We start from the raw sequence: 12,970 nt of genomic DNA, 5'->3' as shown, positions 1-12,970 counted from the left end.
CCCGGCCTCACGAAGCGGCCGGCGCGCCGCCGGTCGCCATCCGCAGCGTGAAGGTCCGGCCGCCGTCGGCCGAGGCGTACACCCCGTCCCGGGTGGCCGCCAGGATCCGGCGGCCGTCCAGGACCGTCAGGGCCTGCGGCGCGCCACCGGGCAGCACGCCCACCCGCGTCCAGCGCGCGCCGCCGTCCGCGCCGCGCAGCAGCACCCCGTCCGGGTCCACCCCGAACAGGGCGTCCGGGGCGGCCCAGTCGACGTACGCGATCACCTGCGGCGACAAGGGACGGCCGAAGTTCCGCCCGCCGTCGGTGCTGCGCACCACGCCCCGGTCGGTGGTGGCGAGGACGGTGGCCGCTCCGGCCGGTGAGTCGGTACGGGATCCGGCTCGGGCTCCGGTACGGGCGGGGGTGGGCGCGACCGCGACGTCCAGGGCCTTGAGCGTGGCCCGCTCCTCCCACCGGACACCGTCCCGGCTCACCCGCAGCTTCGCGTTCGTGGCGTCGTAGCCGAGGACGGTGCCGTCGGCGGAGGTGTCGAGGGCGTGGAAGTCGACCTCACCGGCGAGCGACCGGGTGGTCCAGCTGACCCCGCCGTCGGTGGACTCGACGAGCCCGAGGTCGGCCGGGCCGCCGCTGCCGGGCGCCGGATGGCCGCTGGCCAGAAAACGACCGTCGGGGGCCACGGTGAACCCCATGAAGTCGTCGCGCCGCTCCCCGACGCGGACCGGCCGCCCGTCGGCGTCCGGCGTGTACAGGCCGTCGTGGGTGGCGACATAGAGCTTTCCGCCGGACTCGCCGACGCCGTGGATGTGGGCGAGCGGGCTGCCGTGCCCGTCATCCGCCGACGACCGCTCGCGACCTGAGCCGGAGCCGCAGGCGGTGAGGGTGAGGGTGACGGCGAGGGAGAGCGCGAGGGCGAGGGCCGCCGTGGCGGCGCGCGGTCGGGTGATGAGAGGTCGGGTGGTGCGGGGTCGGGTGGTGCGGGGCTTCGTCATGGCTGTCGTTCCAGGGGTACGGGGAAGGCGGCGGCCCCGCGCGGAGTGCGCGGAGCCGCCGTACGGCCGGGGCGGGCTCGGCTCAGAGCCGGTCGAGGATCTTCCGCAGCGCGGCGATCTCCGCCGCCTGGGTGCGCACGACGTCGTCGGCGACCCGCTTCGCCGCCGGATCGGCGCCGTCCCGCTGCTCCTGCCGGGCCATCTCCACCGCGCCCTCGTGGTGCGCGATCATCAGCTCGGCGAACTTCCGGTCGAAGGCCCGGCCCTTGACGGCGGCGAGGCCCTTCAGGTCCGCGTCGGACATCATTCCGGCCATCGCGTGCCCGCCGTGGCCCCCGGTCGGGGCCTCCGGCTCGCCCCAGGCGGTCAGCCAGGACCGCATCTTCCTGATCTCCGGGTCCTGGGCCTTCTCGATGTCCGCGACAAGCCGCTTCACCTCGGCGTCCTCGGCCCGCCCGGCGGCGAGCTTCGCCATCTCCAGGGCCTGCTCGTGGTGCGGGATCATCATCTGCGCGAACATCACGTCCGCGTCGTTGAACGTCCCGGCGGACGCGGATCCGGACGCGGATCCGGATGCCGACGCGGATGCCGACGCGGCGGGGTTCTTCGCGCCGTGGTCCATGCCGTTCGTGGCGTCGCCGTCCGAGCCGCCGCAGGCGGCGAGCAGCAGACCGGCCGCGCCGACGGCGGCGGTCAGGGCGAGCCCGCGGGCGGCCTTGCGGGCGCGGGGGTTCGTGGAAACACGCATGAGTGGTCACACCTCGTGTGATGTCGTTCCTGAAGGGTGGTCGTACGGCGGTGCGGCGGGCAGCGCGAGGCGCCCGTCCGCGACGGCGGTACGGCCTAGACCCGGAGGATCGACAGAGCAGCGAGGTCCGGTGGGCGGGGCGGCGGCGCGTGCGGGGCCAGGGCGCCGAGGAGCCGGACGAGCGGCGGGACGAGCAGGTCACGGTGGCGGCGCAGCGCGGCCCGGACGAGCGCGGCGAGCAGCCAGCCCCCGAGGACCGCCACGCACAGCGTGGTCATGTCCATCCCGGTGCCGTTCTCGTGCGACGAGGCGGGCGCGGGAGCGTGCCGGGCCTCGGACCCGGTGGCGGGGGAGTCCGCGCCGGGCCGTGCACCGGGTGCGGCGTCCGCCGTTCCCGGCCCGGCCATGGCCGCGTGGCTCATCCCCTCCGTACCGGCGCCGGAGTGCGCACCGTCGCCCGAGCCCTCCGGGTGGCCGACCGCGTGCATCACGAAGACGCCCATCGCGAGCACCACGACGAGCAGCAGATGCGCGAGCGCGCCGCCCGCGCGGACGCGCCGGAGGAGCCGGTCCTGACGTGAGGTCACGCCACCGACACCTCCTCCCGCTCGTCCGCCCGCTCGATCAAGTCCGCTTGATCAAGTCTGCTCGATCAGTCCGCGCCCGGCGGTCGTCACCGGGGCTCGCCCCGACCCTACCGAATACCCCACGTGGGTACCCAACCCCGGGTCCGGTGTCCACCCCGATGGCGTACGTCCGCCAGTCCCGTGACAGGTCCGGGCCCCGCCCACAGAACCGGCCCGGGCCTCGTCCTTGCGGGGCCCGGGCCGGTCCGGCGGCCGTTTGACGGCTCATCGACGGCTCATCGGCGGCTGTTCGACGGCGCTACTCGACGGCCTCGCCGGACATCGCCGCCGCGAGCCGCAGGTGCGGGACGGCCTCGTCCGCCCGGCCCTGGCGCTCCAGGGTCCGGCCCAGCATCAGCCGCGCGTAGTGCTCGACCGGGTCGCGCTCCAGGACCGCCCGCAGCTCCTCCTCGGCCTTGGACAGCTGGGCCGAGTGGTAGTACGAGCGGGCGAGCAGCAGACGCTGGGCCGTCTGGTCCGGGTGCTCGGCCACCAGACCGCGCAGGATCCGCGCCGCGGTCAGGTACTCCTTCGCCTCGAAGAACAGCTGCGCGCGGCCCCAGCGGTCGGCCGGCGTGCCGAACTCGTAGTACGTCTCGTCGCTCACTGTCCACTCTCTCCGTACTCGTGATCCGGCCGGTCCCCGGCGCTCCCGTACCCGGTCCCGGCTCCTACGGTCCTCACAACACCACCAGGTGGTTGAACATTCCACCAATATTCCGGCGTGGGTCCGCGCCCCTCCGCGCGCCGACGGGAATAGGTTGAGCGCCATGAGCAATCTCGACCGCCAGGCCACCCTCCAGGTCTGCGGAGGCCGCGGATTCGTCGTCGCCGAACCGGTGCGCGAGCTCCTCAGCCCCCGCCACGTCCAGCTCGGCGAATCGACCGAGGTCCGCAGACTGCTGCCGAACCTCGGCCGCCGCATGGTCGGCGCCTGGGTGTTCGTCGACCACTACGGCCCCGACGACATCGCCGACGAACCCGGCATGCAGGTCCCGCCGCACCCGCACATGGGCCTGCAGACGGTCAGCTGGCTCCACGAGGGCGAGGTGCTGCACCGCGACTCCACCGGCAGCCTGCAGGCCGTCCGCCCCCGCGAACTCGGCCTGATGACCTCGGGCCGGGGCATCTCGCACTCCGAGGAGAGCCCGAAGTCCCACGCCCGCTACCTCCACGGCGCCCAGCTCTGGGTCGCCCTGCCCGACGCCCACCGGAACGTCGCCCCGCACTTCCAGCACCACGCCGAGCTGCCCCGGGTCACCGCGCCCGGCCTCACCGCCACCGTCATCCTGGGCACCCTCGACGACGCCGCCTCGCCCGGCACCACGTACAGCCCCCTGGTCGGCGCCGACCTCGCGCTCACCGCCGGAACCGAGACCCGGCTGCCGCTCGACCCGGACTTCGAGTACGCCGTCCTCGCCATGTCCGGCGAGGTCCACGTCGACGACGTGCCGGTGCTCCCCGGCTCGATGCTCTACCTGGGCTGCGGCCGCACCGAACTCCCGCTGCGGGCGAGCTCCGACGCGGGCCTGATGCTGCTCGGCGGCGAGCCGTTCGAGGAGGAGATCGTCATGTGGTGGAACTTCGTGGGCCGTACGGACGAGGAGGTCCGCGAGGCGCGCGAGCAGTGGATGACGTCCGACCGCTTCGGCGAGGTCGTCGGCTACGACGGCGACCGCCTGGCGGCCCCGGAGGTGCCCGCAGTCCACCTGAAGTCCCGGGGCCGCGTCCGCTGACCAGGGGTGCCGTCGCCCGCGCGAAAGGGTCTCACCGGGCAGGACGGTCGCCGTGGTCGCCGTGATGGGCGTGATGGGTGTGGTCGACGTGCTCGGCGACGACCCGGGGCCAGGTCCACGCGTACCGCACGATCAGCGCGAGAAGGATCAGTTCCAGTGCGACGCCGAGGCCGTAGAACCACAGCCAGGAAGCGCCCACCACATTGAACGCCGTGACCGGGACGTACAGTGCGGCCACGACGAGGTTCGTGACGCGGTTCGCCCGGGCGGGCAGCGTCGTCGACAGGACGATCATGAAGATGGGGACGGCCATGAGGACCAGCGCCGAGGTTGAGAAGGTCTGGGAGAGGCCGAACTCGAAGACCTTGCCGTCGAGGATGTCCCTCACGACGCCGGGCGTGAAGAAGTTGAGGATGTCCACGTAGGCGTAGAGGAACATGAAGGCCGTCCACGCGGCGGCGAGCTTGGCCCGCAGCGGGATCCGCTGGTCTTCCAGTGCGGCGGCGGTGGTGGTGGGTTGACGTGTTCTCATCGTGGGCTCCGATGTCGCGGTGAGGACCGGCAGGTCCACGATCGCCGAGCCCGGCGGCGGCGCGCCTCGGCCCGGAGGCTCCGGTTCGCCCGGCCGACGGCATGATCCTCCTCTCGTTCTTTCGGCCGATACGCCGGGGTGCGACCATGCCTAGGCTGGTCCCGTGCCCACTTTCCGGCGCTCCCTCCGGCATGAGCCGCGGCCTCCTGACGTCCCACCCGTCGGTCGTCCCGACTGGATGCTGGTGGGCGTGTTCACGGTCGCCGTCCTGGTCGAGGGGATCCTGCGGCCGGGTCTGGCCTGGCGGCCCCTGGTGACGGTGCTCGCCCTGGCGCTGCTGCCCGCCCTGCTCTGGCGGCGGGCCCGCCCCCTCGTCGCCGTCCTGACCGGCTGGGGGGCCGCCGGGCTGCTCTCGGTCCTCCAGCTGACCGCGCACCCCGGCGACCTCGGCCTCCACGCCATGATGGCCACCCTGATCCTGCTCTACTCCCTGGTGCGGTGGGGCTCGGGACGGGAGATCGTCCTGGGGACGGCGTTCGTGACCGTCGTCGCCGTGCTCGGGATGTACGCCACCTCCGCGGGCCGGGCCGATGCCTTCGGCGGGAGCGTCCTCCTGCTGCTGCTCGTCGCCCTCGCGGTGGTCTTCCGCTACCGCGCGGACCTCTGGCGGCGCCGGCAGCGCGAGATCCGCAACCAGGAACGGGTGGCGCTCGCACGGGAGCTGCACGACACCGTGGCCCACCACGTCTCGGCCATCGCGGTGCAGGCGCAGGCCGGTGGCGTGGTCGCCGGCAGTCACCCCGAGAAGGCCGCCGAGGTCCTGGCCGCGATCGAGTCCGAAGCCTCCCGAACCCTTGAGGAGATGAGATCCATGGTCCGGGTGCTGCGTGAGGAGGAAGAGGAGGAAGCCGTCGCGTACGCACCGCAGCCGGGTCTCGCCGACCTGCCCGCTCTGGCGCGCGCCCACCCGGCGCCCACCGTCGAGGTCTCGCTGGACGGTTCGTTCGCCCGGCTGGCACGCCCCGTGGACACCGCGCTCTACCGGCTCGCGCAGGAGTCGCTGACCAACGCCGTACGGCACGCTCGGAGCGCGACCCGCGTCGCGATCGACGTACGCCGGGAGGGCGACGCCGTCCGGCTGCGGGTCAGCGACGACGGACGGACCGGCCCAGGACCTGCCCCGGAACCCGGGTTCGGCCTGCTGGGCATGGCTGAACGCGCCCAGCTCCTCGGCGGCTCGCTCTCCGCGGGCCCGGGGCCCGACGGCGGCTGGGTGGTCGAGGCCGTGCTGCCCGTGGCGGCATCGGCATGAGCGTCCGGGTGGTCGTGGCCGACGACCAGGATCTGGTCAGGACCGGTCTGGTGATGATCCTCGGCGCGCAACCCGGCATCGAGGTCGTGGGGGAGGCGGCGGACGGGCTCTCGGCGCTCGACCTGGCGACCCGGCTGCGTCCCGATGTCCTCCTCGTCGACATCCGGATGCCCGGGCTCGACGGCATCGAGGTGACGCGGCGCCTGGCCGGGCCGGAGATCACGGACCCGATGGCGGTCGTCGTGATCACCACCTTCGACCTCGACGAGTACGTCCTCGGCGCCCTGCGCGCCGGAGCCCGCGGCTTCCTGCTCAAGAACGCCGGGCCGGAACTCCTCGTGCAGGCCATCCACGCGGCGGCCGACGGGGACGCGCTGATCGCCCCCAACGTCACCCGCCGACTGCTGGCGGCCTTCGCCGACCGGGAGCCGGTGCTACCGGTCCAGCCGGTCAACCCGCTCACCGAGCGCGAGGAGGAGGTGCTCGCGCGGGTGGCACGGGGCCGGACCAACGCAGAGATCGCCACCGAGCTCTTCGTCAGCCTGAGCACGGTCAAGACGCACGTCGCGGCGTTGATGGCGAAGCTCGGCGCGCGCAACCGCGTCGAGATCGCGATGTGGGCGCACGACACGAGACGCGTGAGAGCGGACCAGCCTGCCGACCCGTGGTCGTGACGCACGTCACATCCTCCCGAGCGAACTTCCGCGAGCCCTGTCCGACCGTGCTCGTCGGCCACTCCTACGGTGGCGCGGTGATCACCGAGGCCGGGGGTCATCCGCTCGTCTCCGCGCTCGTGTACGTCGCCGCCTTCGCCCCCGACAAGGGCGAGTCCGTCAACACCCTCATCGCCGACCCGCCGCCCGGCGCCCCCGTCCCGCCGATCCTGCCGCCCGTCGACGGCTACCTCTTCCTCGACCGGGAGAAGTTCGCCGCCTCCTTCGCCGCCGACCTTCCGGCTGACGAGGCCCGCTTCCTCGCCGACTCCCAGGTCCCCTGGGGCCTGGACGCGCTCGGCGGCACCGTCGGGGATCCCGCCTGGCGCGCGAAGCCCAGCTTCTACCTCGTCGCCGGTGACGACCTGATGATCCCGCCCCCGGCCCAGCGCGCCATGGCCGAGCGGGCCGGTGCGACGGTCGTGGAGACCGGCGGCAGCCACGCCGTCTACGTCTCCCGGCCCGCCGAGGTCGCCGCGCTCATCGAGCGGGCCGCCGCCGCGACGGGCACCCGCGCCGACGACTGACGACCCCCGTGCCGGGCGGGCGCCACCCTTCAGACGCCCGCCCCGCACGGCAACAGGTGCCGGGCGCCCGGGAGTTGCCTCCCTGGCGCCCGCTCCGCCCGGCCCCTACCGTGGACGTCCGGCCCGCCCCGTACCTTCTGCGCCCCCGTCCCCTGCCCCGGGCCTCCCCGTCCCGACGACCGCCACGGAGGCGGACCACGATGCCGCCCTTCCCGCTCCTCACCGACGCCGCACTCACCCGCCGTGCCCAGGCCGGTGAGGCCGGTGCGCTCGGCCTGCTGCTCGCCCGCCATCAGGCGCCCATGCGCGCGGTCGCCCTCAGCCTGTTCGGCCAGGGACCGGACGCCGACGACGCCGTGCAGGACGCCGTGCTCACCGCACTGCGCCGGATCGGCGACGTACGGGACCCCGAGGCCGTCGGGGCCTGGCTGCGCGCCATCGTCCGCAACAACGCCCGGATGCGGCTGCGCGCCGCCGCGCGCGAGACGCCCGGCCTGACCGGTCTCGACCAGGCACTCCGCGTCGGGGCCGCCGCCCCCGCCCGGCCCGAGCAGATCGTCGAGCGGCACGCCCTGCGCGACTGGATCTGGCAGGGCATCGAGCAACTGCCCCCGCAGCTGCGCCTGGTGCTGATGCTGCGCCACTTCAGCGGCATCACCTCCTACCAGGAGATCGCCGAGGCGTGCGACATACCGGTGGGGACGGTACGCAGCCGCCTCAGCAAGGCCCGGTCGGCCATGGCCCGTACCCTGACGGCGACCGCCGAGCAGGCGTACGGCGACGCGTCCGCCGTCACCGACGAGAGCCGGGACGCGGCCGTCGCCACCCTGGAGGCCGCCGAACGCGGACCGCTGCCCCGCGAGATCGCCGAGCTGTGGCCCCGGGAGTCCGAGCTCGTCTTCCCCCGCTCGCACCGGCGTGACCAGGCCGTTCGTCCTTCATGACCGCTCCTCTCGGAGCGTGTGACGAACCGGTGACGAGCCTCCCGAAGGCCCGGTGGAGCGATTCCACTGGACCACATGAACCTCACGAACACCCCTCGCGGCAACCACGGCATCCGACGCATCCGCAACATCTCCAACATCCGCACCACCCGCATCGGCTGCGTCGCCGCCGTCGCCGTGCTCGGCCTCGCCGCCTGCCAGGGCGGCGGCTCCGGCGCCCAGGACGCCGGCACGAAGGACGTCGCCGCCGGGGACGCCGCCGCCAAGGGGTCCGGGACCCAGGACGGCAGCGCGCAGCCCGGCACCGGCGAGCCGCGCAAGCTGCTGTGGATGGGCGACTCCATCGCCGAGGCCCAGGCCCCGGCCCTCGGCGCCGCGATCAAGGCGGGCGGCACCGAGTTCCAGTCGATGGCCGCCGCGGGCGGCGGCGGTGTCATCGGCGAGATCGCCGCCCCGACCTGGGACGAACTCCCCAAGAAACTCGCCACGTTCAAGCCCGACGTGGTCGCCTACCAGATCACCACCTACGACTGGGGCGCCGCCGAGGAGCAGCAGGCCGGGTACGAACGCCTGGCCAAGACCGTCAACGACACCGGCGCCGAGCTGCTGCTCGTCCCCGCCCCGCCGTTCAAGATCGACGACTTCTACAAGAAGAACCAGGCCGCGATCAAGAGCGCCCCCGCCTCGGCCAAGGCGGTCGCCGACAAGCACCCGGAGACCGTCCACTACCTCGACGCCGCCGACCTCTGGGGCACCGACAGCTCCGCCGCCAAGGCCCAGCGCAGCAAGGACGGCATCCACTCCTGCCAGCAGGGCTCGGCCGCCTTCGCCAACTGGTTCGGCAAGGAGCTGAACAAGCGGTACGGCTTCACCCCGGCGCCCGCGGACAAGTGGGCCGAGGGCGCGTGGACCGGCGAGAAGGTCTACAACCAGCTCGGCTGCTCGTAGCCGCCGCGGCCCCAAGGCCCCGCCCCGTGGCCGACCGCCCGCACGCAACCGCCGTCCGCCAGGGGCCCCGGCCACCACCCGGTCGGGCCCCGGCCCTCCGATCCCCTCTCCCGTCCCTCCCGCCGCCCGCCCCACCCCACGAGTACGAGGCGACCCCTTGGCCACGCCGACACCGACCACCAGCCCGCACCGCTCCCGCCGCGCCCACCGCCACCGCCGCAACGGCAGCGGTGCCACGCTCGCCCTCGCTCCCGCCCCTGCCGCCACGGCGACCCGCGCCGGTCACATCGCCGCCCTCGACGGGCTGCGCGGGCTCGCGGTGCTCGGCGTGCTGCTCTTTCACGCCGGCCACTTCGGCGGCGGCTTCCTCGGCGTCGACCTGTTCTTCGTCCTGTCCGGCTTCCTCATCACCGGGCTGCTCCTGAAGGAGGCCGGGGCGCACGACGGCCAGATCGCCCTCGTCGCCTTCTGGGGCCGCCGGGCCCGCCGCCTCGTACCCGCGCTCGCCGCGATGATCGCCGGAACCCTGCTGCTCGCCTGGGCGTTCTGCACCCCGACCCTGCTGCGGCAGGCGCTCGACGACGCCCCCTGGGTGGTCGCCAACCTGGCGAACTGGCACTTCATCGCCGACCAGGCCGGGTACTGGCAGGCGTCCGACACCCAGGTGTTCAGCCACCTGTGGAGCATCGCCGTCGAGGAGCAGTTCTATCTGCTCTGGCCCCTGGTCATCGGCGCCATCACGCTGCCAGCCGGGCGGAGCCGCCGGACCGGCCGGGGTGGGCGGGGCGGCCGGGGCGGCCGTACGGGCTCGGCGGAGCGGTGGGTGGCGGTGGTGGCGGCGGCCGGTGCGGCGGGCTCGCTCGCCCTGATGATCGCCCTCGCCGACCCGGTCGACTCCACCCGGGTGTACGAAGGCACCGACACCCGCGCCTTCTCCCTGCTCCTCGGCGCCCTGATGGCCACCGCCCCCGCCACCCGCCTCCTGGGCAGGGTCGGCGAACGGGCCGCGGGCCTCTGCGGACTGCTGTGCGCCGCGGCCATCGCCGCCTTCTGGCTCCTCGCCGAAGGACAGCGCACCCCTGGCCTGTTCCAGGGCGGGCTCTTCCTGCACGCCCTCGCCGCCACGCTCCTCATCGCCACCCTGGCCCGCGCCCCGCACACCCCGCTCGGCCGCGCCCTCGGCGTCCCCCCGCTGCGCGGCCTCGGCCGGATCTCGTACAGCCTCTATCTCTGGCACTGGCCGGTCTGTCTGCTGCTCACCGAGGAGCGTCTCGGGCTCTCCGGCTGGAGCAGGACCGCCGTGCTCCTCGCCGTCGCCGTGGCCTCGGCCTGGCTCTCGAAGGTCCTCATCGAGGACCCGGTCCGGTTCCACGCCCGCTGGGCCCACGGCCGTACCGGCGCGGTGGCCTTCCTCGCCACCGTCGTCGCCCTCGCCGCGCTCTGGTTCCTGCTGCCGCGCCCGCAGCCCGGCGCGGGCTCGGTCGACCTCACCCAGCTGACGGCGGCGGCCGAGGCCGCACCGCCGGGATCCGGGCAATCAACCTGACGGATTCGGTCACCCACCGGATACGCGGCGCCGCGCAGCGCTACGCTCTGATCGGACCCCCGGCTCCCCCGTGCCGGGGGTCCACCCGTCCGTCCATGGCTGTCCGGCCCGCCGAACGGGCGTTGGATCAGCGGTTGTTGGGATCCTCGGGGCCGGTGGTGTTCGCTGCTGTACGGGCGACTCCGTCGCCGAGGGCGCGGCGCCCGGCGATCCGGTCGGTGCGGTGCGCTCCGAGCACCCCGCGCGTCCGCAGATCGTCGATGTCGGGGAGACGTACCCCAGGGAGTTCGGCGAGCAGATCGGCCTGGGCGGCGCGGACACCCGCGAGGTCCTGCGGCCCTGCGCCAAGGGAGCGGCGATTCGTCACCGCGTCATCGTACGGGTGGCGCCGGACGCGTCCGGGTGCGGGCCGTCAAACACCTTCTCCGCCGACGCGGTTGCTGCTCGCGCCGATACTGTTCTTGTCGCTGTCGCTGTCGAAGTCCGCCAGGGCGGTGGACAGCAGGTGTGCGGCGCCGTTCGCGAGGGCCTTCGCCGTCTCGGTGGAGCGGGGAAGCATGGTCGTCTCGTAGCTGCGGACGGCGTCGGCGACGGTGGCGGAGTTCGCCAGGGCCAGGGCGAGTTCGGCGGCGTCGAGCATCGCGAGGTTGACGCCGACGCCGAGCGGCGGCATGAGGTGGGCGGCGTCGCCGAGCAGCGTGACGGTCGGGTCGGGGGTCCAGGTGTGGGGGGCCGGGAGGGCGAGGATCGGCCGGTCGATGTAGGTGCCTTCGTTGTTGAAGATCATCTGTTGCAGGCGGGGCGACCAGTGGGCGAACTCGTCGCGCAGCAGGGCGCGGATGCCGTCGGTGTCCTCGATGGCCAGGCCCTCGGTGCGGAGCCAGTCGGCGGGCACCCGCCGGATGATGTAGACGCGGATGTGGTTCCCGCTGTTGCGCTGGGCGAACAGGGCGCGCTCGCCGTCGGCCGCGTGCGCGCTTCCCGCGCCGACGAGTTCGGCGAGTTCGGGGTGCCGGTCCTCGACATCGGAGAACCGGGCTTCGAGGAAGCTGATCCCGGTGTGCGCGGGGGTGGCGGGGGACAGGGCTGGGCGTACCCGGGAGAAGGCGCCGTCGGCACCGATGACCAGATCCGTCCCGATGCTGGTGCCGTCGGTGAAGTGCAGGCGCCGTGGCCCGGCGGCCGGACCGCTAATGGAGTCGAGCGCGCGGCCCCAGTGCACGGTGCCCGGCAGGAGGGAGCCGAGCAGCAGGTCGCGGAGCTGGCCGCGGTCGATCTCCGGTTTGAACAGCTCGTCGGGCGCCGGGAGTTGGTGGGAGAGGAGCGTCGCGTCAGGGTCGAGGAGTCGCATCTCCTGGCCCTCGGGGCGGGCCAGGGCGAAGAACTCGTCGAGCAGTCCGGCTTCCCGCAGGGCGAGCTGGCCGTTGTCGGCGTGCAGGTCGAGGGTGCCGCCCTGGTTGCGGGCGTGGGGGCCGGGGTCGCGGTCGTACACGCTGACCGCGATGCCGTGCCGCTGGAGGATCCGGGCGCAGGTCAGTCCGCCGGGACCGGCGCCGATGACGCTGATGGTGGCGTGGGAGGTGGGTGTGGGGGAGGTCATGGTCGTCCGTCCTGTCGGTCGGCGCGGAAGGGCGGAGGCGTGCGTCGCACTGGTGCCCATGGTCACCATGGAAGCAGAACAGCTATAAAAGTACAACGGTTCTACTTAGCGATCTGTTCGGCTGTCGGATACGCTCCCCTCATGACCACGCCTCCCGTCAGCCGCCGCGACCGCAAGAAGGCCGTCACCCGGCAGGCGATCGCCGACGCCGCCCTGCGGCTCTTCCTGGCACACGGCTACGACGACGTCGGCATCCGCGACATCGCCGACGCCGCCGATGTGTCGACCGCCACCGTCTTCAAGCACTTCAGCGGCAAGGAAGCCCTGGTCTTCGACCAGGACCAGGACAGGGAGGCCGAGTTGATCGCCGCCGTGCGGCAGCGGACCGCCGGGCAGAGCGTCGTCGACGCGCTCCGGCAGCACTTCCTCGATCTCCGCTCCTCGGTCGAGGAGCACCCGCAGGCCACGGAGTTCACGCACCTCGTGGAGTCCACGCCGGCGCTGCGCGAGTACGCCGAACGCATGTGGACCCGTCATGCCGCCGGTCTCGGCGCGGCCATCGCCGACGAGTTCGGCGTCGACCACGACGACCTGGCCTGCGCGGCCCTCGCCCGGTTCGTCCTCGACATCCCGGCCCTCGCCCGCGGCCGTCAGGACCGCGGCGGCGTCATCGAGGGAGTCTTCGACATCCTCGACCGAGGCTGGCGACCCCCGGCCGGGCGCCCCGCGCGGTGACCACCGCCCCGC

15 protein-coding genes are annotated in these 12,970 nt (G+C 73.7%); 8 read left to right on the top strand and 7 right to left on the bottom strand.

Annotated features, from left to right (window positions below; genetic code table 11):
* Positions 1-7 precede the first annotated feature (7 nt).
* The 4 genes from ACIPXM_RS25470 to ACIPXM_RS25455 form a co-directional block, all read right to left on the bottom strand.
* Positions 8-991: a F510_1955 family glycosylhydrolase gene (locus ACIPXM_RS25470; protein WP_401659518.1), complete on the bottom strand. Its 984-nt coding sequence runs from the start codon at positions 989-991 to the stop codon at positions 8-10.
* An 82-nt stretch (positions 992-1,073) separates the two neighbouring features.
* Positions 1,074-1,739 carry a DUF305 domain-containing protein gene (locus ACIPXM_RS25465; protein ID WP_401659515.1) on the bottom strand — a complete coding sequence of 222 codons (666 nt, stop codon included), beginning with the start codon at positions 1,737-1,739 and terminating at the stop codon, positions 1,074-1,076.
* Between the two features lie 95 nt (positions 1,740-1,834).
* Positions 1,835-2,326, bottom strand: a complete 492-nt coding sequence (locus tag ACIPXM_RS25460) for a hypothetical protein (protein WP_401659512.1) — start codon at positions 2,324-2,326, stop codon at positions 1,835-1,837.
* A gap of 298 nt (positions 2,327-2,624) precedes the next feature.
* Positions 2,625-2,972 carry a tetratricopeptide repeat protein gene (locus ACIPXM_RS25455; protein ID WP_401659509.1) on the bottom strand — a complete coding sequence of 116 codons (348 nt, stop codon included), beginning with the start codon at positions 2,970-2,972 and terminating at the stop codon, positions 2,625-2,627.
* Between the two features lie 163 nt (positions 2,973-3,135).
* Here ACIPXM_RS25455 and ACIPXM_RS25450 point away from each other — a divergent pair, with 163 nt between their 5' ends.
* A complete protein-coding gene (locus ACIPXM_RS25450; RefSeq protein ID WP_401659506.1) occupies positions 3,136-4,101 on the top strand; it encodes a pirin family protein in 966 nt (321 codons plus the stop codon).
* Positions 4,102-4,132: 31 nt separating this feature from the next.
* On the opposite strand, the gene ACIPXM_RS25445 is transcribed toward ACIPXM_RS25450, so the two are convergent.
* Positions 4,133-4,633: a DUF6326 family protein gene (locus ACIPXM_RS25445; RefSeq protein WP_401659504.1), complete on the bottom strand. Its 501-nt coding sequence runs from the start codon at positions 4,631-4,633 to the stop codon at positions 4,133-4,135.
* Positions 4,634-4,883: 250 nt separating this feature from the next.
* On the opposite strand from ACIPXM_RS25445, the gene ACIPXM_RS25440 reads away from it, so the two are divergent.
* The 6 genes from ACIPXM_RS25440 to ACIPXM_RS25415 all read left to right on the top strand — a co-directional run bounded on the left by ACIPXM_RS25440 (position 4,884) and on the right by ACIPXM_RS25415 (position 10,623).
* Positions 4,884-5,945 carry a sensor histidine kinase gene (locus ACIPXM_RS25440; RefSeq protein WP_401659501.1) on the top strand — a complete coding sequence of 354 codons (1,062 nt, stop codon included), beginning with the start codon at positions 4,884-4,886 and terminating at the stop codon, positions 5,943-5,945.
* Entirely contained in the window at positions 5,942-6,619 is a 678-nt protein-coding gene (locus ACIPXM_RS25435) for a response regulator (protein WP_401659499.1), read from the top strand. Before ACIPXM_RS25440 ends, ACIPXM_RS25435 begins: the two co-directional genes overlap by 4 nt.
* Positions 6,616-7,185 carry an alpha/beta hydrolase gene (locus ACIPXM_RS25430; RefSeq protein WP_401659496.1) on the top strand — a complete coding sequence of 190 codons (570 nt, stop codon included), beginning with the start codon at positions 6,616-6,618 and terminating at the stop codon, positions 7,183-7,185. The genes ACIPXM_RS25435 and ACIPXM_RS25430 overlap by 4 nt, the downstream gene beginning before the upstream one ends.
* A 200-nt stretch (positions 7,186-7,385) precedes the next feature.
* Positions 7,386-8,129: an RNA polymerase sigma factor gene (locus ACIPXM_RS25425; protein ID WP_401659493.1), complete on the top strand. Its 744-nt coding sequence runs from the start codon at positions 7,386-7,388 to the stop codon at positions 8,127-8,129.
* Positions 8,130-8,204: 75 nt separating this feature from the next.
* Entirely contained in the window at positions 8,205-9,077 is an 873-nt protein-coding gene (locus ACIPXM_RS25420; protein ID WP_401659490.1) for an SGNH/GDSL hydrolase family protein, read from the top strand.
* A 157-nt stretch (positions 9,078-9,234) separates the two neighbouring features.
* Positions 9,235-10,623, top strand: a complete 1,389-nt coding sequence (locus ACIPXM_RS25415) for an acyltransferase family protein (protein WP_401659487.1) — start codon at positions 9,235-9,237, stop codon at positions 10,621-10,623.
* A 127-nt stretch (positions 10,624-10,750) separates the two neighbouring features.
* Here the strand turns inward: ACIPXM_RS25415 and ACIPXM_RS25410 are convergent, their stop codons facing one another.
* Both ACIPXM_RS25410 and ACIPXM_RS25405 read right to left on the bottom strand, forming a co-directional pair.
* Complete coding sequence (locus ACIPXM_RS25410; protein ID WP_401659485.1) at positions 10,751-10,990, bottom strand: hypothetical protein; 240 nt, start codon at positions 10,988-10,990, stop codon at positions 10,751-10,753.
* 45 nt (positions 10,991-11,035) lie between these two features.
* The gene (locus ACIPXM_RS25405; protein ID WP_401659482.1) at positions 11,036-12,223 is read right to left on the bottom strand and encodes an FAD-dependent oxidoreductase; all 1,188 of its coding nucleotides are present in this window, start codon (positions 12,221-12,223) and stop codon (positions 11,036-11,038) included.
* A gap of 141 nt (positions 12,224-12,364) precedes the next feature.
* Between ACIPXM_RS25405 and ACIPXM_RS25400 the strand changes: the two genes are divergently transcribed.
* Positions 12,365-12,958: a TetR/AcrR family transcriptional regulator gene (locus ACIPXM_RS25400; RefSeq protein ID WP_401659479.1), complete on the top strand. Its 594-nt coding sequence runs from the start codon at positions 12,365-12,367 to the stop codon at positions 12,956-12,958.
* Positions 12,959-12,970 lie beyond the last annotated feature (12 nt).

This window comes from Streptomyces sp. NPDC090025 (assembly GCF_044748125.1).
Classification (GTDB): domain Bacteria; phylum Actinomycetota; class Actinomycetes; order Streptomycetales; family Streptomycetaceae; genus Streptomyces.
The sequence above is the reverse complement of the archived record's forward strand: the minus strand, read 5'-3'. Positions and strand labels throughout refer to the sequence as shown.

What these genes read in the sequence shown, in the direction of transcription:
- ACIPXM_RS25470 (WP_401659518.1), bottom strand. Translation starts at nt 991, where the DNA reads ATGACGAAGCCCCGCACCACCCGACCCCGCACCACCCGACCTCTCATC.
- ACIPXM_RS25465 (WP_401659515.1), bottom strand. Translation starts at nt 1,739, where the DNA reads ATGCGTGTTTCCACGAACCCCCGCGCCCGCAAGGCCGCCCGCGGGCTC.
- ACIPXM_RS25450 (WP_401659506.1), top strand. Translation starts at nt 3,136, where the DNA reads ATGAGCAATCTCGACCGCCAGGCCACCCTCCAGGTCTGCGGAGGCCGC.
- ACIPXM_RS25445 (WP_401659504.1), bottom strand. Translation starts at nt 4,633, where the DNA reads ATGAGAACACGTCAACCCACCACCACCGCCGCCGCACTGGAAGACCAG.
- ACIPXM_RS25435 (WP_401659499.1), top strand. Translation starts at nt 5,942, where the DNA reads ATGAGCGTCCGGGTGGTCGTGGCCGACGACCAGGATCTGGTCAGGACC.
- ACIPXM_RS25425 (WP_401659493.1), top strand. Translation starts at nt 7,386, where the DNA reads ATGCCGCCCTTCCCGCTCCTCACCGACGCCGCACTCACCCGCCGTGCC.
- ACIPXM_RS25420 (WP_401659490.1), top strand. Translation starts at nt 8,205, where the DNA reads ATGAACCTCACGAACACCCCTCGCGGCAACCACGGCATCCGACGCATC.
- ACIPXM_RS25405 (WP_401659482.1), bottom strand. Translation starts at nt 12,223, where the DNA reads ATGACCTCCCCCACACCCACCTCCCACGCCACCATCAGCGTCATCGGC.
- ACIPXM_RS25400 (WP_401659479.1), top strand. Translation starts at nt 12,365, where the DNA reads ATGACCACGCCTCCCGTCAGCCGCCGCGACCGCAAGAAGGCCGTCACC.